This is a genomic window from Yoonia sp. SS1-5, assembly GCF_038443705.2.
Classification (GTDB): domain Bacteria; phylum Pseudomonadota; class Alphaproteobacteria; order Rhodobacterales; family Rhodobacteraceae; genus Yoonia; species Yoonia rhodophyticola.
In genome coordinates this window covers 1,481,765-1,502,683 of the sequence record NZ_CP151767.2, presented here as the reverse complement: position 1 = coordinate 1,502,683, position 20,919 = coordinate 1,481,765, and the positions used below count along the sequence as shown (strand labels likewise).

At 59.4% G+C, this 20,919-nt stretch carries 18 protein-coding genes and 1 pseudogene; 10 read left to right on the top strand and 9 right to left on the bottom strand.

What is annotated here, in order from left to right; genetic code table 11:
* Positions 1 to 137: 137 nt before the first annotated feature.
* Together AABB31_RS09095 and AABB31_RS09090 are read right to left on the bottom strand one after the other, a co-directional pair.
* The gene (locus AABB31_RS09095; RefSeq protein ID WP_373635661.1) at positions 138 to 1,625 is read right to left on the bottom strand and encodes a PLP-dependent aminotransferase family protein; all 1,488 of its coding nucleotides are present in this window, start codon (positions 1,623 to 1,625) and stop codon (positions 138 to 140) included.
* Positions 1,626 to 1,766: 141 nt separating this feature from the next.
* The gene (locus AABB31_RS09090) at positions 1,767 to 3,149 is read right to left on the bottom strand and encodes an aminotransferase class III-fold pyridoxal phosphate-dependent enzyme (RefSeq protein ID WP_342078450.1); all 1,383 of its coding nucleotides are present in this window, start codon (positions 3,147 to 3,149) and stop codon (positions 1,767 to 1,769) included.
* A 250-nt stretch (positions 3,150 to 3,399) separates the two neighbouring features.
* Here AABB31_RS09090 and AABB31_RS09085 point away from each other — a divergent pair, with 250 nt between their 5' ends.
* From AABB31_RS09085 to AABB31_RS09070, 4 genes are all read left to right on the top strand, one after another.
* The gene (locus tag AABB31_RS09085) at positions 3,400 to 5,598 is read left to right on the top strand and encodes a heavy metal translocating P-type ATPase (RefSeq protein ID WP_342078451.1); all 2,199 of its coding nucleotides are present in this window, start codon (positions 3,400 to 3,402) and stop codon (positions 5,596 to 5,598) included.
* Positions 5,595 to 5,981, top strand: coding sequence for a Cu(I)-responsive transcriptional regulator (gene cueR, locus AABB31_RS09080; RefSeq protein WP_342078452.1), 387 nt, complete (start codon positions 5,595 to 5,597; stop codon positions 5,979 to 5,981). The genes AABB31_RS09085 and cueR overlap by 4 nt, the downstream gene beginning before the upstream one ends.
* A 73-nt stretch (positions 5,982 to 6,054) precedes the next feature.
* Positions 6,055 to 6,699 (top strand): hypothetical protein, encoded by a 645-nt coding sequence (locus tag AABB31_RS09075; RefSeq protein ID WP_342078453.1) that lies wholly within the window; start codon positions 6,055 to 6,057, stop codon positions 6,697 to 6,699.
* 67 nt (positions 6,700 to 6,766) lie between these two features.
* A complete protein-coding gene (locus tag AABB31_RS09070; RefSeq protein ID WP_373635660.1) occupies positions 6,767 to 7,045 on the top strand; it encodes a zf-TFIIB domain-containing protein in 279 nt (92 codons plus the stop codon).
* A gap of 2 nt (positions 7,046 to 7,047) precedes the next feature.
* Here the strand turns inward: AABB31_RS09070 and AABB31_RS09065 are convergent, their stop codons facing one another.
* Entirely contained in the window at positions 7,048 to 8,229 is a 1,182-nt protein-coding gene (locus AABB31_RS09065; RefSeq protein ID WP_373635659.1) for an FAD-dependent oxidoreductase, read from the bottom strand.
* A 215-nt stretch (positions 8,230 to 8,444) separates the two neighbouring features.
* Here AABB31_RS09065 and ileS point away from each other — a divergent pair, with 215 nt between their 5' ends.
* The 3 genes from ileS to AABB31_RS09050 are packed head-to-tail and all read left to right on the top strand — an operon-like array spanning position 8,445 to position 12,207.
* Complete coding sequence (ileS, locus tag AABB31_RS09060) at positions 8,445 to 11,324, top strand: isoleucine--tRNA ligase (protein ID WP_342078456.1); 2,880 nt, start codon at positions 8,445 to 8,447, stop codon at positions 11,322 to 11,324.
* Positions 11,324 to 11,761: a PaaI family thioesterase gene (locus tag AABB31_RS09055; RefSeq protein WP_342078457.1), complete on the top strand. Its 438-nt coding sequence runs from the start codon at positions 11,324 to 11,326 to the stop codon at positions 11,759 to 11,761. The genes ileS and AABB31_RS09055 overlap by 1 nt, the downstream gene beginning before the upstream one ends.
* The gene (locus tag AABB31_RS09050; RefSeq protein WP_342078458.1) at positions 11,758 to 12,207 is read left to right on the top strand and encodes a methylated-DNA--[protein]-cysteine S-methyltransferase; all 450 of its coding nucleotides are present in this window, start codon (positions 11,758 to 11,760) and stop codon (positions 12,205 to 12,207) included. Before AABB31_RS09055 ends, AABB31_RS09050 begins: the two co-directional genes overlap by 4 nt.
* Here the strand turns inward: AABB31_RS09050 and AABB31_RS09045 are convergent.
* From AABB31_RS09045 to fsa, 4 genes and pseudogenes are all read right to left on the bottom strand, one after another.
* A complete protein-coding gene (locus tag AABB31_RS09045; RefSeq protein WP_342078459.1) occupies positions 12,204 to 12,902 on the bottom strand; it encodes a CDP-alcohol phosphatidyltransferase family protein in 699 nt (232 codons plus the stop codon). The genes AABB31_RS09050 and AABB31_RS09045 overlap by 4 nt on opposite strands.
* Before the next feature lie 82 nt (positions 12,903 to 12,984).
* Positions 12,985 to 13,796: pseudogene (locus AABB31_RS09040) on the bottom strand (tyrosine recombinase XerC).
* A 110-nt stretch (positions 13,797 to 13,906) separates the two neighbouring features.
* On the bottom strand, positions 13,907 to 14,587 hold the full coding sequence (locus AABB31_RS09035; protein WP_342078460.1) for a DUF484 family protein: 681 nt from the start codon (positions 14,585 to 14,587) through the stop codon (positions 13,907 to 13,909).
* A 175-nt stretch (positions 14,588 to 14,762) separates the two neighbouring features.
* A complete protein-coding gene (gene fsa / locus AABB31_RS09030; protein WP_373635658.1) occupies positions 14,763 to 15,416 on the bottom strand; it encodes a fructose-6-phosphate aldolase in 654 nt (217 codons plus the stop codon).
* Positions 15,417 to 15,505: 89 nt separating this feature from the next.
* Between fsa and AABB31_RS09025 the strand changes: the two genes are divergently transcribed.
* Positions 15,506 to 17,695, top strand: a complete 2,190-nt coding sequence (locus AABB31_RS09025) for a primosomal protein N' (RefSeq protein WP_342078462.1) — start codon at positions 15,506 to 15,508, stop codon at positions 17,693 to 17,695.
* 54 nt (positions 17,696 to 17,749) lie between these two features.
* Here the strand turns inward: AABB31_RS09025 and AABB31_RS09020 are convergent, their stop codons facing one another.
* Positions 17,750 to 18,343, bottom strand: a complete 594-nt coding sequence (locus AABB31_RS09020) for a thymidine kinase (protein WP_342078463.1) — start codon at positions 18,341 to 18,343, stop codon at positions 17,750 to 17,752.
* 237 nt (positions 18,344 to 18,580) lie between these two features.
* Here AABB31_RS09020 and AABB31_RS09015 point away from each other — a divergent pair, with 237 nt between their 5' ends.
* A complete protein-coding gene (locus AABB31_RS09015) occupies positions 18,581 to 19,030 on the top strand; it encodes a hypothetical protein (protein ID WP_373635657.1) in 450 nt (149 codons plus the stop codon).
* A gap of 4 nt (positions 19,031 to 19,034) precedes the next feature.
* A complete protein-coding gene (gene arsH / locus AABB31_RS09010; protein WP_373635656.1) occupies positions 19,035 to 19,742 on the top strand; it encodes an arsenical resistance protein ArsH in 708 nt (235 codons plus the stop codon).
* Here arsH and AABB31_RS09005 read toward each other — a convergent pair.
* Positions 19,739 to 20,857 carry a beta-ketoacyl-ACP synthase III gene (locus tag AABB31_RS09005; protein ID WP_373635655.1) on the bottom strand — a complete coding sequence of 373 codons (1,119 nt, stop codon included), beginning with the start codon at positions 20,855 to 20,857 and terminating at the stop codon, positions 19,739 to 19,741. The genes arsH and AABB31_RS09005 overlap by 4 nt on opposite strands.
* Positions 20,858 to 20,919: the final 62 nt, after the last annotated feature.

Sequence of the window (20,919 nt, the reverse complement as noted above, 5' to 3'; positions counted from 1 at the left end):
TATTGTTTAGTGGTTCGCCGCAGTAGGTCCAGTTGAAACGGCTCGGTATTGCCAGTTAAATCAAAAATGAGACCATATGTCTCAAAAATAAGACTTCATTCTTCTATCACAATCGACCCACGGCGCAATGGTCTTGATCATTTGGCATGGGTGTTCCCGGTCCCGCGCAGGCGCTGGGCGCATTGCGCGATCAACGCGACACCTTCGCGAATCCGGCTGGCCGGGATCGAGGAATAGGCCAAACGAAAGTGACTGGGTGATGCCTCGGGATCGGCAAAGAAAGGTGCGCCCGGTTCGATCAGGACGCGATCCTGACGCAATTCGGCGGCCAGTTTGCGCGCATCAACGCCCCCCGGTGCCTCAAGCCAAATGGAAGAGCCACCATAAACCCCCTTTCCTGCAACGGTCAGTTGAAAATCCAGCAATGCTGCGTCCATCACATTGCGGCGGGCCTGATAGGCCTTGCTCATCCGGCGGACCAGCGCGTCGTAATGCCCAAGGGACAGATAGTAGCTGACAGTGCGCTGAATATGCCCGGGCGGGTGCCGCAAGACGGTTGCGCGCAAGGCGCGGGCCTCGCGGATAAACGGGGCAGGGCCCACCAGATACCCAAGACGCAATCCCGGAAAGAGGGATTTCGAGAAGGACCCGACATAGACAACCCGCCCGTTCTGATCCAATGACTTAAGCGAGGGCGAGGGGGATTTCAGAAACGACATCTCGAATTCGTAATCATCCTCGACGATGATGAAATCCTCTGCCTCGGCCTTTGCCAACAGGGTCTTGCGCCGGGCCAAGGGCATGGTCGCACTGGTGGGGCATTGATGGCTGGGTGTTGTGAAAACGACGTCGGTGTCGTCGGGCAAGGCGTCTGGTGGCAGTCCATCCGCATCGACCGCGACAGTACTGAGGTGGCAGTTTGATTGCACCAGGATGTCGCGCAGCGCCGGATAACATGGATCTTCGATCACGGCCCGCCGCCGTCTGTTCAGCAAGACCTGCGCCGACAGCCAAAGCGCATTTTGCGCGCCCATGGTCACCAGGATTTCGTCGCTATTGGCCAATATGCCGCGCCGGGGCAGGGTTTGGCGCGCGATGAATTCAACCAGCTTGGGGTCGTCGGCATCGTAATAGTCGGTTGTCAGGGCCGAAAAATCCCGCATGCCGAGGGCCTGCAAGGCGCATAGCCGCCAATTGGCGCTGTCAAACAGGGTCTTGTCGGCTTGCCCATAGATGAACGGATAGCGGTAGCTGGCCCAATCGGCCGGTTTGTCCATGCTAAGCCCCGGACTGAAACGCTGCCCGATGGCCTTGTTCCAATCGACGGTTCCGGTCCCAAAGCGTCTGGCGGGAAATGCGGGTGGTTCCGGCGCATTGTCGGACACGAAATAACCGGATCGCCCGCGCGAGGTCAGATAATCATCGGCGACAAGTTCGGTATAGGCCAATGTGACGGTAATCCGGCTGACGCCAAGATGCTGTGCCATCTGCCGTGACGACGGCAGTCTTTCGCCCCGCCGAAAGCGCCCCTGCAGAATGCCTTGGGCGACCATCTGTTGGATACGCGACTGCAAGGTGCCCTCGGTCGCGGGATCCAGAAAGAAAGTCTCGACAGAAATTGACATGCGCTGGCCTTATGTTTGGCGCAGACTGGACCTATCGCTTGCGCAGCGCAAGAGGCTGGTGCGATGTGAGAGATCGGAAAATGCGAGCACCGCCGGCGCTCGCATTCTGGAAGGTTTGCCGTGTGGGCGGCGCCTGCGTTTTTAACCCAGAACCCGCGTGATGGCCTGATCAACCGCGTCGGTGACCTGATCCAGATCATCCTTGGTTGCGATCAGTGCAGGTGCAAACAGCAGCGTGTTGTTGAAGCCCGGCAGTGACCGGTTGGTGGCGCCGATGACAATGCCCTGCGCCATGCAGTCGGCAACAATGGCTGCAACCTGTTTTTCGTCAACCGGTTCCTTGGTCTGGCGGTCGGTCACCAGTTCCGCACCGGCAAACAGACCCATGCCGCGCACATCACCAATCCAACGATGCTTTTCCATCAAGCCGTGAAGGTTGTCTTTCAGATGCACACCCATGGCGGTGGAGTTCGCCAAAAGGCCTTCTTCCTCGATGATCTTCATGTTTTCGATTGCGGCTGCTGGCCCGGCCGTGCAGCCACCAAATGTCGAAATATCGCGGAAATAGGACATCCGGTCAGTGTCGTCCTTGAACATCTCGAAAACGGCATTTGTGGTCACGCAGCACGAGATTGCCGCATAGCCGGAGGCAACACCTTTGGCCATTGTGACAATATCAGGCTGGACGCCGAACTGCTGGTATCCGAACCATGTGCCGGTCCGGCCCACACCACAAACAACCTCGTCGATATGCAGCAGGATGTCGTATTTCTTGCAGATCTCCTGAACCCGGTCCCAGTACCCCTTTGGCGGGACAATGATGCCGCCGCCCGCAGTGATCGGCTCAAGGCAGAGCGAACCGATAGTGTCAGCGCCTTCGGCCAGGATCACATCTTCGATGGCTTGGGCGGCTTTTTCTGCGTATTCCTCGCCGACGGATCCATCCTGGCTGCGATATTCCAGACAATGCGGCACGGCAACAAAGCCAGGTGTGAACGGGCCATATTGCGCGTTCCGCTCTTCCTGCCCGCCAGCAGACAGGGTTGCAATGGTTGTGCCGTGATAGTCGCGTTCGCGATAGAGGATTTTATGCTTTTTGCCGCCATGATGCTTGTGGCTGATCTGGCGCACCATCTTGAACGCCTTCTCATTCGCCTCGGACCCGGAGTTGGCGTAGTAAACCCGGTCGAGCCCCGGCATCTTGTCGATCAGCATTTCAGAGAATTGTGCGCCCGGGATGGTCCCCATGGTCCCGCCGAAAAAGCACATCTTGGTCACCTGATCGGCAATGGCCTTGCCAATCCGCTCGCGCCCGTATCCGACATTGACGGTCCAGACACCGCCTGAGACCGCGTCGATATGTTCCTTGCCCTTGATGTCCCACACGCGCAGGCCCTTACCTTCGACGATGATGCGTGGATCAACCGTTTCGTAGGGTTTGTGTTGGCTCAGGTGATGCCACACATGGGCGCGATCGGCCTCAACCACATGTTCGGGATCATTGGAAAATGACAGGGTATCCATATTGGCGCCTCCAGCGATAGGTGAAAGGGGCAATGCGAATCCGCATGTCGCACTGCGTGTCTGTTCATATCATGCCGTGGATATGCCATATTTCGATAGGTCCAAATGCCGCGCATGCTTAAGTCCAAAAACGGTGCTCTGCGTCGGGTCAAAGAGCTGTTGAAGCCGTTCAATCATATGCATTCAGCGCTTGACCTTCCTGTTGCTGGAACCCTTATAGAACCCATATCGAGGGCTGAAAGGATCAGGCATGGATGCGGTAAGAGAGTTTCGCTTTGATGTTGACGGCATGCATTGCGGCTCGTGCGTGGCTAGGGTGGAGCGTGCCTTGCACAGCGCGCCAGGTGTGGTCGACGCCCATGTCAATCTGACAACCGGTGCGGCCCGGATCATGGCGACAACCGATGCAGATGCGGTGCGGCAGGTAATTGCGGGCGCAGGTTATGCCGCGACGATGCGCAAAGCCGCCGACGATCCGATGGTCGCGGGCGGGACTGACGCGGCCGGGATCCGACAATTTGTCATTGCTGCCGCGCTGACCTTGCCGGTCTTTGTGCTGGAAATGGGCGGGCACCTGATCCCCGCCTTTCATCACTGGGTGATGCAGAATATCGGGCAATACAACAGCTGGGCGGTTCAATTCGTGCTTTGCACCGCGGTTCTTGCGTGGCCTGGGCGCGGCTTTTTTACCCGCGGTGTGCCATCCCTGCTGCGCGGCGCGCCTGATATGGATGCGCTTGTGGTGCTGGGAACGGGGGCGGCCTGGGCGTTTTCGACCATTGCCCTGTTTGCCCCCGCGCTGCTGCCGCCCGGATCGCCCGCGGTGTATTTCGAGGCGGCGAGCGTCATTGTCACCCTGATCCTGATGGGCAGATGGCTAGAGGCACGGGCAAAGGGCCAAACCGGTGCGGCAATCCAGCGACTAGTCGGGCTGCGTCCCCAGACCGCGCGGGTCTTGCGCGCGGATGGCGAGGCCGAGGTGCCGATTGCGGACCTGGCAATCGGCGATGTGGTCATCATCCGCCCGGGCGAACGTGTGCCGACCGACGGGCAGATCGAAACCGGCGCATCGTTTGTTGATGAAAGCATGGTGACAGGCGAACCCATACCGGCCGAAAAGGGCGCGGGTGATGCCCTGATCGGCGGCACGATCAACGGTGATGGCGCTTTGCAGATGCAGGTCAGTGCGGTTGGTGCGGCAACGGTCCTGTCAGGGATTATCCGGATGGTGCAAGAGGCGCAGGATATGCGTCTGCCGGTGCAGGCGCTGGTCAATCGCATCGCCGCGTGGTTTGTCCCGGCGGTGATGGTGATTGCCGCAGTGACGGTGATCTGCTGGCTGATCTGGGGGCCGGATCCTGCATTGCCACTGGCGCTGGTTGCAGGGGTTTCGGTTCTGATCATCGCCTGCCCTTGTGCGATGGGGCTGGCCACGCCCACATCCATTATGGTGGGAACCGGACGTGCCGCCGAACTTGGGGTCCTGTTTCGGCGGGGGACCGCCCTGCAGATATTGCAGGATGTCGACGTCGTCGCCTTTGACAAGACGGGGACCCTGACCATGGGATGCCCTGTTCTGACGGATGTGATTGCGCAGGATGGTGACCGGCAGGCCCTGCTGCGGCAGGTTGCGGCGGTCGAGGCGATGTCCGAACATCCGCTTGCCGCCCCGATCCTGGAGGCTGTTGAAGGGCCCTTGCCCTCTGCCACTGATTTCCGGGCCGTTCCGGGTGCAGGGCTACGGGCGGTGGTGAACGGCGATCTTCTGGTCATTGGTACAGCGCGCTTTCTGGAAGAGGCCCATGTGGATACAGCGGGTTTGCAACAGCAGGCCGCAAGCTTGGCGGCTGATGGAAAGACACCGATGCTCGTCGCCAAAAACGGACAGCCCGCCGGGGTGATCGCGGTCGCGGATACGGTGCGTCCGGGTGCCGAACAGGTGGTGCAGGCGCTCCATCATCAGGGCAAGCGGGTGGTCATGATCAGCGGGGACCGGTCCGAGACGGCGGCATCCGTCGCCGCGCAGCTTGGGATTGATCAGGTCATTGAAGAGGTGATGCCCGCCGAAAAGGTCGATGCTGTCCGCACACTGCAACAGCAGGGCAAGGTGGCGTTTGTCGGTGATGGGATCAACGACGCGCCTGCGCTGGCTGTCGCCGATGTGGGGGTCGCCATGGGGGCCGGAACGGATGTGGCGATTGAAAGCGCCGATGTGGTTTTGATGTCGGGTGATCCTGCACAGGTTCTGAACGGCATTGCGGTCAGCCGGGCCACGTTGCGCAACATCAAGCAAAATCTGGGGTGGGCCTTTGGATATAACATATTGCTGATCCCGGTCGCCGCATTTGGGCTTTTGTCACCCGGTCTTGCGGCGGGTGCGATGGCGCTATCCAGCGTTCTGGTCGTGTCAAACGCGCTTCGGCTCAAATGGGTGGGGGGCATGTCATGAATATCCGCGATGCAGCAACGGCATCAGGCCTGCCTGCCAAGACGATCCGATATTACGAAGATATCGGCCTGATGACGCCCGGTCGCGGCGCCAACGGATACAGGGTTTTTGCAGATGCGGATATCCACAAGCTGACATTCCTTGGCCGGGCGCGGGCGTTGGGCTTTTCCATCGACGATTGCCGCAGCCTGCTGGCGCTGTGGGAAGATCGCGGGCGGGCCAGTGCGGATGTGCGCGCCATCGCGCGTGATCACCTGGCACAGATCGAACGCAAGATCAGTGGTCTGCAGGCGATGCGCGATACACTGTCGGATCTTGTGCGCGATTGCGCCGGGGATGCCCGCCCTGACTGTCCCATTCTGAGGGGATTGGAGGGGTCATAAAATCTCCGCGTTCTTGCCTTGTCGTTGCAATCTTTGCGTGTGAAGCCATCCTGGATAGAGGATGGTAAGGTTCATGCGGTTTATCAAAGGGCTGACAATTTGGCTGGTCGTGCTGATGGTACTCAGTGCAGGTGTTCTGCAGGAAGGACCCGATAAGGTACGCGTGCTGGATGGGCTGGGCAAGGGGGTCTTTGCCAGTTTCGGCCTTTATGCGCTGGGCAGCATCTTGCGGGCTGTGGCGTGGTTTCGTGGGCGCCGGCGCAGTGCGCCCCAACCGGACGAGGCGCCCCGCAAACCAGGACAGCGTCGGGTATTGGTGGACGGCTCTAACGTGATGCACTGGGGCGGTGATCCATCCGAAAAAGTGTTGCACCGTGTCTTGCAGGAATTGCAAAAGCGTGGCTTTGCCCCGCTGGTCTATTTCGATGCCAATGTGGGCTACAAATTGTTCAACAAACATGTCAGCGCGGCGGCCCTTGCAAAGAAACTGGGGCTTGGGGCCGATCAGGTCATGCTGGCCCCCAGCAAGACACCTGCGGATGAGGTGCTGCTGGCCCATGCGCATGATGATGGTTTGCGCGTTGTGACCAATGACCGGTTTCTTGACTGGAAATCCCGTTTCCCGAAGGTGGGTGAAAAGGGGTTCCTGATCAAGGGCATGTGGAAAGAGGGCAATGTCATCCTGCTGGGCCTAGGGCGGACGGGCGCGACATCCTGATCACTGCCTTGATGTCGGCGATCCAGCATCCATATTGAATGGTGACCCAAACAAGGAGCGCCAGACCATGAAATGCCCAATCGACGGGACAACTTTGATGATTGCCGATCGCAGTGGAATCGAAATTGACTATTGTCCGCAATGTCGGGGTGTGTGGCTGGATCGCGGCGAGTTGGACAAGATAATCGAGCGGTCGCAGGTCGAGATGGCACCACCGCCACCGCCCCCCTCTGCCGCGGCGGATTACGGTGATTATGATGATGGTTATGCAGATCGGGCGCCGCATGCCGGCAAGCGCCGGAAAAAGGGCGGCTTTCTGTCCGAAGTCTTCGATATCTTCGACTAGCCTTAAGGGTATCCGAAACGGCCCAACGGGCGCAGCATCGTGCCGCTGACGATGGCCGACAATAGCCGCGGGCCGGGCGGCAATTGCGATAGCGGGAATAGCAGCCGGTCACGCAGGACGGGCAGCCACCTGCTGTCAGACTGGTATTGCGGCGTGAAAACTGCGCTCATCACCTGATAGGCCAATGTGTGCCACCGCCGCGCCTTGGCATAAAGTGCAAGCGCCTGATCGCCCTCGGCCACCGCCAGCGCCTGTGATAGCGCCATCGCATCCAGCAGGGCCATATTGGCCCCCTGTCCCAATTGGGGACTGGCGCGATGCGCGGCATCACCGATATGCACAAGACCCGGCGACCATGGCTGGCGCATTGTGCCATGGCCGTAACGGGCCATGGTCATCTGATCCGCATCTGTGATCTGCGCGATAAATGGCGCGAAATCAGGCCATAGGGCTGTCGCCTCGGCCGCCCATGCCGCCAAACCTGCCTTTTGCCAATCGTCATGTTGATCGCGTGGCATTGACCAGAAAATTGCGGCCTTCTGACGATCATCGCCGGGCAGTTTGCCAATCGGCAGGGCGCCGATCATGCGGTCTGCCCGCCGGTAGCACTGGCTGAGCTGGGTCAGCGGCAGCGATGTCTGCGGCCAGTCCACCGTACCCCAGATTGCACCATAGGGCAGGGGCCTGCTTTGCAACGGGGACAAGGGGGACGTGGCCCCGGCCCCGTCGATGATCAGATCAAAGGGGCCTTGGGTCGTACCATCGTCAAGATGGATCGTACCCGGAACCGCGCGCATCACACGGCTGGCCGGGTGAAACTGCACGTCGCGGGTCCGAACGGCAGCAAAAAGGGCGTCAAACAGGCTGGCCCGATGAATGCCAAGCCCGGTCTGGCCATGACCGGACCTGTCATACCAGACGTCGAGAACCTTGCGTCCTGCATCGGCCTCGAACCCCAGCATCCGATGGATCGGGTTGCCCAAGGTCCGGGCCCTGTCGCCGGCGCCGATGCGATCAAGCACGGCCTGCCCGACGGGTTGGATCACAAGACCCGAGCCGACGGGGCGGGGGCGATCAAACTGATCATAGATACTGACCTGATGGCCCTGATCCGACAGTAGTGCTGCCGCCGTCAGCCCGCCGATCCCGGCACCAACAATGGCAAAATGTTTCGCTTTTTTCATGCGCGCAGATTGGTGGGAAATGGCGGTGGACGCAATCTTTGGACGCGGGCTTTACGCCCTTCCAGCAGCGGCCTATAAGCCCGGCATGAGTTTTTGGATGATCATACGCATTACTTGCCCGGCGGTTTGAATGCCAAGCCAGCCGGGAAAAGGTGTCAGCGTGCGCGCACCGCTCCTCATCCCCTTCCGACAAGACTTGTATAAGGACGCAACAAATGTGCGCCGAAAAGACCGACTATAAATCCACCCTGAACCTGCCGCGCACGGATTTTCCGATGCGTGCCGGTCTGCCCAAACGCGAACCCGATTGGCTGGCCCGCTGGGCCCAGATCGGGGTCTACCAGAAACTGCGCGACAAAGAGGGCCGACCGCCTTTCACACTGCATGACGGCCCGCCTTACGCAAACGGCCATCTGCATATTGGCCACGCGCTGAACAAGATCCTGAAGGATATGGTGGTGCGCAGCCAGCAGATGATGGGCAAAGACGCCCGCTATATCCCCGGCTGGGACTGCCATGGCCTGCCCATCGAATGGAAGATCGAGGAACAATACCGCGCCAAGGGCCGCGACAAGGATGACGTGGATATCGTCGACTTCCGGCAGGAATGTCGCAAGTTCGCCGATGGCTGGGTGGATATCCAACGCGAGGAATTCAAGCGCTTGGGCGTGACCGGCAATTGGGACGATCCCTATCTGACCATGGATTTCCACGCTGAACGGGTGATTGCCGAGGAATTCCAGAAATTCCTGATGAACGGCACGCTTTATCAGGGCTCAAAGCCTGTGATGTGGTCGCCGGTTGAAAAGACCGCGCTGGCCGAGGCGGAGGTCGAATATCATGACCGCCAGACAGACGCGATCTGGGTGAAGTTTCCGGTGAAATCGGGCGGTTTTGACGGTGCGCAGGTTGTGATCTTCACAACCACACCATGGACGATCCCGCAGAACCGCGCGGTCTGTTTTGGACCGGCTATTTCATATGGCCTCTATGAGGTCACTGGCACGCCAGAGGTCTCATGGGCGCAAGTGGGTGATCGCTATATCCTTGCCGATGATCTGGCGGTTGAGGTGATGGGCATGGCGCGTCTCGAAGACGACATGTGGACGCGTGCCGGGGATGTGCCAGTGGCGGAGCTGGAACAGATTGTCTGTGCGCATCCACTGGCTGGTGCTGATCCCGAATGGGATTTTGATGTCCCATTGCTGCCCGGTGATCACGTGACAAGTGATGCGGGTACGGGCCTTGTGCATACAGCGCCGTCGCACGGGGACGACGACTATGCCATTGGCGTCAAATATGATCTGCCGATGACCTATAACATCCTTGATGACAGTTCGTATCGCGCGGATTTACCGTTCTTTGGCGGGCAGGCGATACTGAAACCCAATGGCAAACCCGGCGGTGCAAACAAGGTCGTCATTGAAAAGCTGAAAGAGGTCTCGGCCCTGATCGCAACCAAGCGCATCACGATTTCGGACGCGCATTCCTGGCGGTCGAAGGCGCCGGTGATCCGTCTGAACCGGCCGCAATGGTTTGTCGCGATCGACAAGCCCGTGGGTGACGGCAACGACCAATACGGCACGACGATCCGGGAACGTGCGCTGACATCCATCGACGAATTGGTCACCTGGACCCCGCAAAAGGGGCGCAACCGGCTCTATTCCATGATCGAGGCGCGCCCTGACTGGGTGTTGTCACGCCAGCGCGCCTGGGGCGTGCCGCTGACCTGCTTTGTCAAGAAAGGGGCCAGCTACGACGATCCCGATTACCTGCTGCAAAACGACGCCGTCAACGCCCGCATTCTTGCGGCCTTCGAGGCCGAAGGCGCGGACGCCTGGTATGCCGATGGGGCCAAGGCCCGGTTCCTGGGCGATGATGTGAACCCCGATCACTACGATCAGGTGATGGATGTGCTGGACGTCTGGTTCGACAGCGGGTCGACCCATGCCTTTACCCTGCGCGACCGGCCTGATGGGTCGGACGATGGGTTGGCCGATCTTTATCTGGAAGGCACCGACCAGCATCGCGGCTGGTTCCATTCGTCGATGTTGCAAGGCTGCGGCACGATTGGCCGCGCGCCTTACCGGGGTGTGATGACTTGCGGCTTCACACTGGATGCCAAGGGCATGAAGATGTCCAAATCGCTGGGCAATATCATCGCACCCAAGAAGATCGCTGACCAATATGGGGCGGATATCCTGCGTCTGTGGGTGGCGCAGGTGGACTATGAAAACGATCAGCGGATCGGGGATGAAATCCTCAAAGGCGTGGCCGATAGCTATCGCCGGTTGCGCAACACGCTGCGTTTCATGCTGGGATCGCTGAATGATTTCAGCGAAGCCGACCGTGTTGATCCGGCAGATATGCCTGAGCTTGAACAGGTGATGCTGCACCGGCTGGCTGAGCTGGATGAGGTCGTGCGCAAAGGCTATGCGGCTTATGATTTCCAAGGTGTGGTGCAGGCTGTGTTCAACTTTGCCACGCTTGATCTGTCGGCCTTCTACTTCGATATCCGCAAAGACGCGCTTTATTGTGACGGTGACACGCTGCGCCGTCGGGCGGCGCGCACGCTGCTGGATATCCTGTTCCATCGGATCACAAAATGGCTGGCGCCTGTGCTTGTCTTCACGATGGAAGAGGTCTGGCTGGAGCGGTTCCCCGGGGATGATAGTTCGGTGCATCTGGAAGACTTCGCCGAGACGCCCGCCGCATGGCGCAACGATGCCTTGGCCGCGAAATGGGCCGCGGTGCGCAAGGTGCGCCGGGTGGTGACCGGCGCGTTGGAAGTCGAACGCACGAACAAGGTCATCGGTGCATCACTTGAGGCAGCCCCGACCGTCTATGTTGACGCTGACACCGCAGCGGTGTTGCAAACCGTCAGCTTTGACGATCTCTGCATCACGTCCGGCATCACCGTCAGCACCGATGCCGGGCCCGCAACGGCCTTCACGCTGGATGATGTGGCGGATGTCGCTGTCGTGTTTGCACCCGCAACAGGTGATAAATGTCAGCGCTGCTGGAAGATCCTGCCAGATGTCGGCAGCCACAGCCATGACGGCGTCTGCAGCCGCTGCGACGCCGCGCTCAGCTGATGCAGTTTCGAAACCCCGAGGCCGTTGCGCGACTGAAAGCCGATTTTGATCGGCAGGGTGCGATGGCCTCAATGGGGATTTCGGTTGCCGATGTGACGCCGGGCCGGGTTGTGTTGACCATGCCATTCAGTGCTGCGTTCACCCAGCATCACGGTTTCATGCATGCGGGCGTGATCACGACCGCTATGGACAGCGCCTGCGGCTTTGCGGCCTTCACCTTGATGGACGCTGACGCCGAAGTGCTGACCGTGGAATTCAAATCGAACTTCATGTCGCCCGCCGCAGGCCAGTCTTTCCGGTTCGAGGGCGAGGTGATCAAGGCGGGCCGGACCCTTACCTTTACCCAAGGCCGCGCAATTGCACTGGATGACGGGACGCAAAAAACTGTCGCGACCATGACAGCCACGATGATGGCAGTTCGTGGCAAGACCGGATGATCTGCCCAACATCGCCGGTCGGCCCGCTTGGCGCGGATGCAGAGGATGGCGCGATTACGCGGCTGATCTGGGGGCATGCGGGGACATTGCAGGACGGGCCGCTTTTTGAAAAAGCACAGCAGCAATTGGCGGCCTATTTCGCAGGACAGCTCAAGTCATTTGATCTGCCGTTGCGGCCGCGCGGTTCGGCCTTTCAGCAAGCGTTTTACGCCGCATTATGTGCCATCCCATTTGGCGAGACCCGGACATATGGCGATCTGGCTGGCGATCTGGACGTATCTGCGCAGGCGATTGGTCAGGCATGTGGAGCCAATCCGATTGCCATTTTCATCCCCTGCCACCGGGTTTTGGCCGCAAATGGGCTTGGGGGGTATTCCGGCCATGGCGGGATCGAGGCGAAAGTCGCGCTGTTGCGGCTGGAAGGTGCGGCGGGTCTCTTGATCTAGCCGGCTTTGCCGCCTGCCAGAACCTGCTGTGCGGCACCGGCAAACAGCAGATAGACCGATGTCACCACCAGACCCCAATGCGCCCAGCTTTCGGGGTGGAAATCGACCCAGGCGGCCCATCCGGCGATGATCGTCCAGGCCAAGGCCATCGGCAATGTGACGGCACGCCATTTTTCTGTCCGGACGGGGTGGACGAATTTTACCGGCACGAACATCGCAACCGCCAGCGTTGCCACCAGGATCAGTGAGACCCAGAAATTGGGCTCTAACGCGAAGATCACCAGCACAACCATGTTCCAACATCCCGGGAAACCGGAAAAAGAGTTATCCTTGGTCTTCATCCGGGTGTCGGCAAAATACAGGGCGGACGCAAAGGTAATGATGATAATCGCAAACCAGCCGGTCCACCCGGGCAAAAGCCCCGATTTGAACAGGGCATAGGCGGGCACAAAGACATAGGTCAGATAGTCGATGATCAGATCGAGCAATACGCCATCAAATGCCGGGGCATTGGTTTTGACATCGTATTTGCGGGCAAGCGGTCCATCGATCCCGTCGACCGCGAAGGCCACGACCAGCCAAAGAAACATCAGGTCCCATTTTTCCTCGACCGCGGCGAGCATCGCAAGCATGGCAAATACCGCACCTGTTGCGGTCAGCAGATGCACGAATAGGGCTTTGGCACGAAGGGTCATTGCGCTTTCATGATGTATAATCCGATGGGAGGCAATGCCGGGCTTGGCCGGTATGCATGCAATTTTTCGGGGCGGGCATGTGTCAATGCGCCTTGGGATGGGCTTTGTCGTAGACTTCCATCAAACGGGCCGCATCGACGGCCGTGTACGCCTGCGTGGTGGAAAGGGATGCATGGCCCAGCAGTTCCTGAATAGTTCGCAAATCCCCGCCCGCCGACAACAGATGTGTCGCGAAAGAATGTCGCATCGCGTGTGGGGTTGCTGTCGCGGGCAGTCCAAGTTGCATGCGGGCTTGCGCCATGACTTTCTGGATCGCGCGCGGGGATAGCTTCCCCCACGGATGGCGCGAAATAACGGCTCATCCGGGGCGCAGTCATAGGGGCATTGCTTGACATAAGCGGCAACCGCATTCCGGGCGACCGGAATAACAGGGACGATCCGCTCCTTGCCGCCCTTGCCGGTGATCCGCAGCACCTCTTTCAGCGGATTGTCCTTGCCCGTCAGGCTGAGCGCCTCGGATATGCGTAAGCCGCAGCCATAGAGAAGTGTAAGAACAGCCATGTCGCGGGTCCCGACCCATGGTTCATTGGTCTGCAGTCCGACCGTGTCGATAATTGCAGCCGCATTGTCCGGTGCAAGGGGGCGCGGCAGCTTGTTCTGAAACTTGGGCGCGCGCGTTGAAAGGACTGCGGTCGGTTCGAACCCTTCTTTGGCAGCGAGCCACCGATAGAAGGATTTGACTGCCGACAGCGCGCGGGCAAGTGACCGGGCGCTGATCCCGCGTCCGCGTTCATGTGCCATCCATGCACGCATGTCGCGGGTGCCAATCCGTGCAATCGGGGTCAAGCCGGTTGGTTGGCCATGGTGCTGCGTCATGAAGGCCAGAAAGCCCAGAAGGTCCGTCTGATACGCGACAATCGTATTTTGCGCAGCCCCCGCCAACGCGCGCTGCTGGTCCAGCCACGTGGCCAGCGCCTGCGTCAATGCGGGTGAGATCGCGGTGGTCACGCCAGCCAGCGGCGCATGACCCGTTCGAACACGCCGGCAAAGAAGGTCAACAGATCGGTGCCTTGCTGGGCCGTGAACTGTGCCGCATCCGTGCTGCCCAGAACGAGCAGCCCGGGAAGGCGGTCGGGGCCGAGGTCCAGTTTCAGGCAGGCCTCTGACTGGATGTCGACACTTTTGTCAGCATGCAGGTCAGCTGCACCGTTGATGCAGGGGCGGAGTGTGATTTTCCGAACCGGCGTATTGCGACCGGCGGTAATATAGTCATCGACAAATCCCTGCGGCGCCAAAGTGACGACAGGACCCATGCCATCTGAAACGGTCTCGGTCGTGCTTTCGAGCACCAGCCGGATATTATCAACGCGCAGGGTATCGGCAACATCGGTGGCCAGATCGCGCATGAAAGCATCAAAGTCGGTTGCATCCATCATGCGCAGGATGGCGCGGTGAACCTGATTGGTGCCTGCCAGATTGTCGTAGGCCGCTGCGATGACATTGCGGTGGGTGTCTTCCAGCCGGTCAAAGCGCGCCTCGAGCCGTTCCATCGCGACGGAACGCAGGTCAACGACATTGTTGCCCGCGTCATTTTCGTTTGCCCCGACAAGGGCGCGCATCACGTCATGATCTTCGAGTAGTACCGAAGGGTTTTCGATAATCGCCGTGCGGAGATCTTTCTCCATCTGATGTTTGGTCATTTGCCTGCTCAACTGTTGTTTTGTGACAGACTAACAGGGGCTTGTGACCATTTCTTCAACTATTTTGGATGGGGGCGTCGGGCGTTGCTTTTTTGCCCGACGCCTTATTGTTGGCGGTCAGGTCGTAAGATGGATTTAAATCCATCCTACGCCGTCGCAGCTAGAGTATCTTGATGCCTGCCTTCTCGACATCAGCCATGAAACCAGCCAGCCCCTTGTCCGTCAGCACGTGATTGGCCATGGCTTTGATCACGGCGGGCGGGGCTGTTGCCACATCGGCGCCGATCTTTGCGCAATCGCTCATATGGTTTGCCGACCGGATCGAGGCGGCAAGGATTTGCGTCTCGAACCCGTAATTGTCGTAGATGGTCCGAATGTCTTCAATCAGTTCCAGCCCGTCAAGGTTCAGATCGTCCAGACGTCCGATAAACGGGCTGATGAATGTCGCACCTGCCTTTGCAGCCAAAAGTGCCTGATTGGCCGAAAAGCACAAGGTCACGTTGACCATCGTGCCTTCGTCAGACAAGGCCTTGCAGGTCTGCAACCCGGCCCATGTCAGCGGGACCTTTACCGCGATATTTGGCGCAATCTTTGCCAGCTTGCGCCCCTCGGCCAACATGGTGTCGGCGTCGAGTGCGACCACTTCTGCGGATACCGGGCCGTCCACGATGTCGCAAATCTCCTTGGTGACCTCAAGAATATCCCGGCCTGATTTTGCAATCAGCGACGGATTGGTGGTGACACCGTCCACCATGCCCAATTCATGCAGCTCTTTGATTTGATCAATTTCGGCAGTGTCTACAAAAAACTTCATCACAGTCCTCCGGGGATGGGTTGGCGTTTGCTCGGGCCTCGTTTACCTCAAGGGGAAGACGGCGGAAACCCAAAAGCGTTGGCGCTAACATGAGCGATTTTTTCCACCATGGTGATCTGGTTGCGGTTCTGACAACCCAACCGCTTGATCGCCTGTTGGACTACAAAGCCCCCGAAGGTGGCTGCCATCTGGGCGCATTTGTGGAGGTCCCGCTTGGGCCGCGCAAGGTGCTGGGCGTCATCTGGGGGCCGGGGGTTGGCGACTATGATCGGGCCAAGATCAGACCGGTCTTTCGGGTTCTTGATGTGGCCCCGATGCGCGAAGAAATGCGCAGTTTTCTGACCAGAGCGGCCGAATACACGCTGACCCCGTTGTCGGCCATGCTGCGTCTGGGAACCCGTTCCCCGGGCCTTGGCGATCCGCCCGCCATGCGCAAGATCTACCGGCTCGGCGCGGCAGAGCCTGATCGGATGACAAAGGCCCGTCAGAAGGTCCTCACCGTTTTGCGGGATTACGGGGGGCTGTCCTTTACCTTAAGGGAGCTGGCCGAGATGGCGGATGTGGGAACCTCTGTGATCAAGGGGCTGGTCGGGCAGAATGCGATCCTCGAACAAGAGGCGCCGCGCGACAGCCCCTATCCGGCCCTTGATCCTGATTATGGCGGTAAGACGCTGAGCCCGGATCAGACGGCAGGGGCCGAGGCGTTGCGGGCGGCCCTGCGCAGCGATGCCTATGGGACCACCTTGTTGAAAGGGGTGACCGGGTCCGGCAAGACCGAAGTCTATCTGGAGGCCGTTGCAGAATGCCTGCGCATGGGGCGGCAGGCGCTGGTCCTGTTGCCCGAGATCGCGCTGTCGGGCGAGTTCATCACCCGGGTGGAGGCCCGTTTCGGGATGCGGCCCGCCGAATGGCATTCCGGGGTGACAATGACCGAGCGGCGACGCTGCTGGCGGATGGTCGGGCAGGGCGACGCGCAATTGGTCGTGGGTGCGCGTTCCGCGCTGTTTCTGCCCTATCAGAATTTGGGCCTTATCGTTGTGGATGAGGAACATGATACCTCATACAAGCAGGAAGACGGGGTCCTGTATAACGCCCGCGACATGGCGGTTTTGCGCGCGGCCATCAACGGGGCGCAGGTTGTTCTGGCCTCGGCCACGCCGTCGCTGGAAAGCTGGGCCAATGTGGAGGCGGGCAAATACCAGCGGATCACGCTGACATCCCGGTTTGGTGCTGCGGTCATGCCGACCATGACGGCGATTGACATGCGCGTTGAGAATATTCCCAACAATACCTGGATTTCGCCCACACTTCGGAACGCCATGCGCGACCGGATCGGGCGGGGTGAGCAATCGCTGATTTTTCTTAATCGCCGGGGCTATGCCCCGATTACAATTTGCCGGGCCTGCGGCCATCAAATCGGCTGCGCGCAGTGTGACGCAAGGATGGTCGAGCATCGGTTCCTCAAACGTCTGATGTGCCATCAATGCGGCGAAACCACGCCTTTGCCCACCGTCTGCCCGAAATGCGAGGCGGCAGACCGGCTAAGCGCGGTGGGCCCCGGTGTGGAACGGATGGGGGAAGAGGTTGAAACCCTCTTCCCGGATGCCCGTATCGCCGTGCTGTCATCGGATCTTTATGGTTCGGCCCGTGCGATGAAAGCGCATATTGCGGAAATTGCAGAAGGCGGGGCGGATATCATCATCGGGACCCAGCTTGTGGCCAAGGGACACAATTTTCCCTTGTTGACGCTTGTCGGTGTCATAGATGCCGATCTGGGCCTGCAAGGATCCGATCTGCGGGCCGCGGAACGCACATTCCAACTGATGCGGCAGGTTGCCGGGCGGGCCGGGCGTGCGCAAACCCCCGGCGAAGCCATGTTGCAGACGTATCAGCCCGAACATCCGGTCATTCGGGCCATTCTGGCCGGTGACGAGGAAAGCTTCTGGGCGGCCGAGGCGGCCGAGCGAAAGGCGGCAGGTGTCCCGCCTTATGGTCGTATGGCGGGCATCATCCTGAGCAGTCCGAACGTGCAGGATGTCTTTGATCTGGGGGCGGACATGGCCCGCCGGGATGGGCCGTTGCGGCAGATCGGGGCACAGGTTTTTGGCCCGGCACCCGCGCCTATCGCTCGGGTGCGCGGGCGTCACCGGGTGCGCTTGTTGGTCAAGGCAGACAAAGCGGCCCCTTTGCAAAAGGCGCTGGCGCAATGGGCTGGTCAGTTTCGCCTGCCCACCAATCTGCGCCTGTCGATAGATATCGACCCGCAGAGTTTCTACTGACGCTTTGAAAATCGCCCGTCAGGCGCGGAAGGCGTTTCGGCGTTGGTCCTGACCCTAGCTTTCGGGTTTGGGTTCGCCCATTTCCTCGCGCCAGTGTTTGCGGCAGAGCGAGACATAACGGTCATTGCCGCCAATGGCGATTTGTTCGCCACTTGTTAGGACCTGCCCATATTCGTCCTTGCGGACCACCATTGTGGCCTTCTTTCCGCAACGACAGATCGTGCGGACCTCGCGCATTTCATCCGCCAGCGCCAGCAACGCGGCTGATCCGGGAAACAGCTTGCCCAGGAAATCAACCCGCAGCCCGTAAGCCATCACTGGCACATCAAGATCATCAACCGCGCGCGCAAGCTGCCATACCTGCTGACGTTCTAGAAACTGGGCCTCGTCCACAAACACACAAGCGCAAGGGCCTTCCCCGAGCCGTTTCTGCACCTTGACGTAGAGATCTTCGCCCGGTCCAAAAGTATCTGCATTCGCGCCGATCCCGATACGGCTGCCGATCCGGCCATCCCCGGCCCGATTGTCCAGCTGGGCAATCATCAGGTAGGTCTTCATACCGCGTTCGATATAGTTGTGTGACGCTTGCAGCAAGACAGTCGACTTGCCCGCATTCATCGTGGAATAATTAAAATACAACTTGGCCATGGCTGATCTTTATCGCCCCGCAACGGGTCATTGCAAGCGTCGCGTGATCCGATTTGCGACTTTGATGCAGTTGTGCCCAGTGGAATATGGGTTTGTTACATGGCTCTGTCCAAATGCGCCGGTCCGGGTATGAGAACGCACATATTTATCAATGACATACGTTCCCGAAATCGTTAACGTTAACGCAACGTCAATTTGGGTGCCGATTGCGGCCCATTGCAATAGAGGAAAACTGTAATGGCTGGACATGAAAGTTACCTGAAAAAGCATACCGAGGCGCTGGTCAAGGATGTCGGTATTGAAAAGGCCTGTTTGCTGACCGGTCGGTCCAAGGCAACCCTGGGGCGGTACTATTCCGATGCCGAGGAACACGCGGACAGGTTCATCCCGGTGGACGCGGTCGCAGCGCTTGAGGCCGAAGCAAGTTATCCGCATGTCACGGGGGCCTTGTCGGAAATGCGTGGGATCACCATGTCATATGATGACAGCCCCCGGAACAGTACCGGCGGGGTGAATTCCGATGTCATCATGCTGTCACAACGGTTTGCTTTGTTGATGGAAGAATATAACCGATCCATGGAAGACGGCGTGATATCAGTGAATGAGGCCAAGCGGTTGCTGCGGGAAACCACAGCACTGCAAAAGGTTCTGATCGAGATGAAGCTGCATCTGGAAGAGACCGCCTAGACATATGGACCTGTCTGATCTGCCGAATATCGCGCCAGACGCGCTTGCCCCCCTGGATATGGCCGCATTGGCCGGGCCGGATGGGCCGACGCACCCGCCCCGTATTCTGCTGCTTTACGGTTCGTTACGGGATGTCAGCTATTCCCGGCGATGCGCCGAAGAAGGCGCGCGGGTCTTGCGCGCACTAGGATGTGAAACACGGTTCTTTGACCCCTCTGGCCTGCCGCCACCCGGGGATGCGGATGAAACGCACCCAAAGGTGGTGGCCCTGCGCGAACTGGTGCTGTGGTGCGAGGGGATGGTCTGGTCCAGCCCCGAACGTCACGGGGCCATGACATCGGTGATGAAAAACCAGATCGACTGGGTCCCGCTGTCGCCCATCGGCGGGATTCGCCCGACACAGGGCAAGACATTGGCCGTCATGCAGGTGTCAGGCGGGTCGCAATCGTTCAACACGGTCAACCAGTTGCGTATTCTGGGCCGGTGGATGCGGCTGATCACGATCCCCAACCAGTCATCCGTGCCGATGGCGTGGAAAGAGTTCGAGGATGGGCGGATGAAGCCATCATCACTCTATAACCGGATCGTGGATGTGATGCAGGAACTGGCGCGGTTCACAGTCATGACGCGGGGGCGCAGCGCGATGCTGACAGATCGGTACTCTGAACGGGTCGAATCGCGCGAGGATGTGCACAAGCGGGTCAGCAGCTAGGCGCGCTGCACGATCACCGATCCGACCGAATAGCCCGCCCCGAAAGAACAGATCAGCCCGTAATCCCCCGGCGACAGGTCGTCCGCGTATTTCGAAAACGCAATGATCGACCCGGCAGAGGATGTATTGGCGTAATCCTGCAGGATATTGGGTTGCTCACCCGGCTCTGGGGTGCGGCCCAGCACCTTTTTCCCGATATAATCGTTCATCGTCTTGTTGGCCTGATGCAGCCACAGACGGCGCAGATCGGCGGCAGCGACGCCCGCATCCGCCATATGGGCGGCGATATGCTTGCTGACAAGCGGCAGCACTTCCTTGAAGACCTTCCGCCCATTTTGCATGAACTGCATGTCGCGGCGGTCTTCCATCTGGTCATGGGTGCGGCGCAGATAGCCGTTATTGTTGCGAATGTTATTGCTGAACTGCGTGGCGCAACGGGTCCCGAGAACCTTGAAATGCCCCGGCTTCAGGCCCTCGTCCCGTTCAAGCAGGGTGGCCGTGGCCACATCGCCAAAGATGAAATGACAATCGCGGTCGCGCCATTCCAGATGGGCCGAACAAATCTCGGGATTGATCACAAGCGCCCGGCGGATAGAGCCTGCGCGGATCATATCAGCGGCCGTCTGGATGCCGAAAGTGGCGCTGGAACAGGCGACATTCATGTCGAATGCAAAGCCACCCGCGCCGATCAGCTGTTGGATTTCGACGCCGATCGCCGGGTAGGCCCGTTCCATATTCGAAGCCGCACAAATCACCAGATCAATGTCAGCCGCATCAACACCGGCAACCGCCATCGCCTTTTGCGCGGCATCAACCCCGATTTCGGCCATATAGCCCGGTTCATCATCCGCGCGGGCGGCCAGATGGGGGAACATGCGGGACGGGTCCAGCACGCCATCCTTGTCCAGCACATAACGCTGTTCGATGCCCGAGGCCGCAACAATGAAATCAGAGGATGAATGGGGCTTGGCCTCTGCCGTGCCTGCAGCGATGGCATCGGCATTTTCGGCATTCCACAGGTCGGCATAGGCGTTGAACGCGGCAACAAGCTCATCATTGGTGATGATCTGAGAGGGGGTATAGACCCCGGTTCCGGTAATGGCGACGTTGTGCATATTTTACCCCCGGTCTGCCCGGGACACCCTATGGCGCATGGGTCGGGGATGTCCACACCGCA

Coding starts and splice junctions, on each gene's coding strand:
- AABB31_RS09075 (WP_342078453.1), top strand. CDS start 6,055: ATGCGGTTTATCAAAGGGCTGACAATTTGGCTGGTCGTGCTGATGGTA.
- fsa (WP_373635658.1), bottom strand. CDS start 15,416: ATGAAGTTTTTTGTAGACACTGCCGAAATTGATCAAATCAAAGAGCTG.
- AABB31_RS09050 (WP_342078458.1), top strand. CDS start 11,758: ATGATCTGCCCAACATCGCCGGTCGGCCCGCTTGGCGCGGATGCAGAG.
- AABB31_RS09025 (WP_342078462.1), top strand. CDS start 15,506: ATGAGCGATTTTTTCCACCATGGTGATCTGGTTGCGGTTCTGACAACC.
- AABB31_RS09005 (WP_373635655.1), bottom strand. CDS start 20,857: ATGCACAACGTCGCCATTACCGGAACCGGGGTCTATACCCCCTCTCAG.
- AABB31_RS09085 (WP_342078451.1), top strand. CDS start 3,400: ATGGATGCGGTAAGAGAGTTTCGCTTTGATGTTGACGGCATGCATTGC.
- AABB31_RS09090 (WP_342078450.1), bottom strand. CDS start 3,149: ATGGATACCCTGTCATTTTCCAATGATCCCGAACATGTGGTTGAGGCC.
- AABB31_RS09020 (WP_342078463.1), bottom strand. CDS start 18,343: ATGGCCAAGTTGTATTTTAATTATTCCACGATGAATGCGGGCAAGTCG.
- AABB31_RS09045 (WP_342078459.1), bottom strand. CDS start 12,902: ATGACCCTTCGTGCCAAAGCCCTATTCGTGCATCTGCTGACCGCAACA.
- cueR (WP_342078452.1), top strand. CDS start 5,595: ATGAATATCCGCGATGCAGCAACGGCATCAGGCCTGCCTGCCAAGACG.
- AABB31_RS09070 (WP_373635660.1), top strand. CDS start 6,767: ATGAAATGCCCAATCGACGGGACAACTTTGATGATTGCCGATCGCAGT.
- AABB31_RS09015 (WP_373635657.1), top strand. CDS start 18,581: ATGGCTGGACATGAAAGTTACCTGAAAAAGCATACCGAGGCGCTGGTC.
- AABB31_RS09095 (WP_373635661.1), bottom strand. CDS start 1,625: ATGTCAATTTCTGTCGAGACTTTCTTTCTGGATCCCGCGACCGAGGGC.
- arsH (WP_373635656.1), top strand. CDS start 19,035: ATGGACCTGTCTGATCTGCCGAATATCGCGCCAGACGCGCTTGCCCCC.
- AABB31_RS09055 (WP_342078457.1), top strand. CDS start 11,324: ATGCAGTTTCGAAACCCCGAGGCCGTTGCGCGACTGAAAGCCGATTTT.
- ileS (WP_342078456.1), top strand. CDS start 8,445: ATGTGCGCCGAAAAGACCGACTATAAATCCACCCTGAACCTGCCGCGC.
- AABB31_RS09065 (WP_373635659.1), bottom strand. CDS start 8,229: ATGAAAAAAGCGAAACATTTTGCCATTGTTGGTGCCGGGATCGGCGGG.
- AABB31_RS09035 (WP_342078460.1), bottom strand. CDS start 14,587: ATGGAGAAAGATCTCCGCACGGCGATTATCGAAAACCCTTCGGTACTA.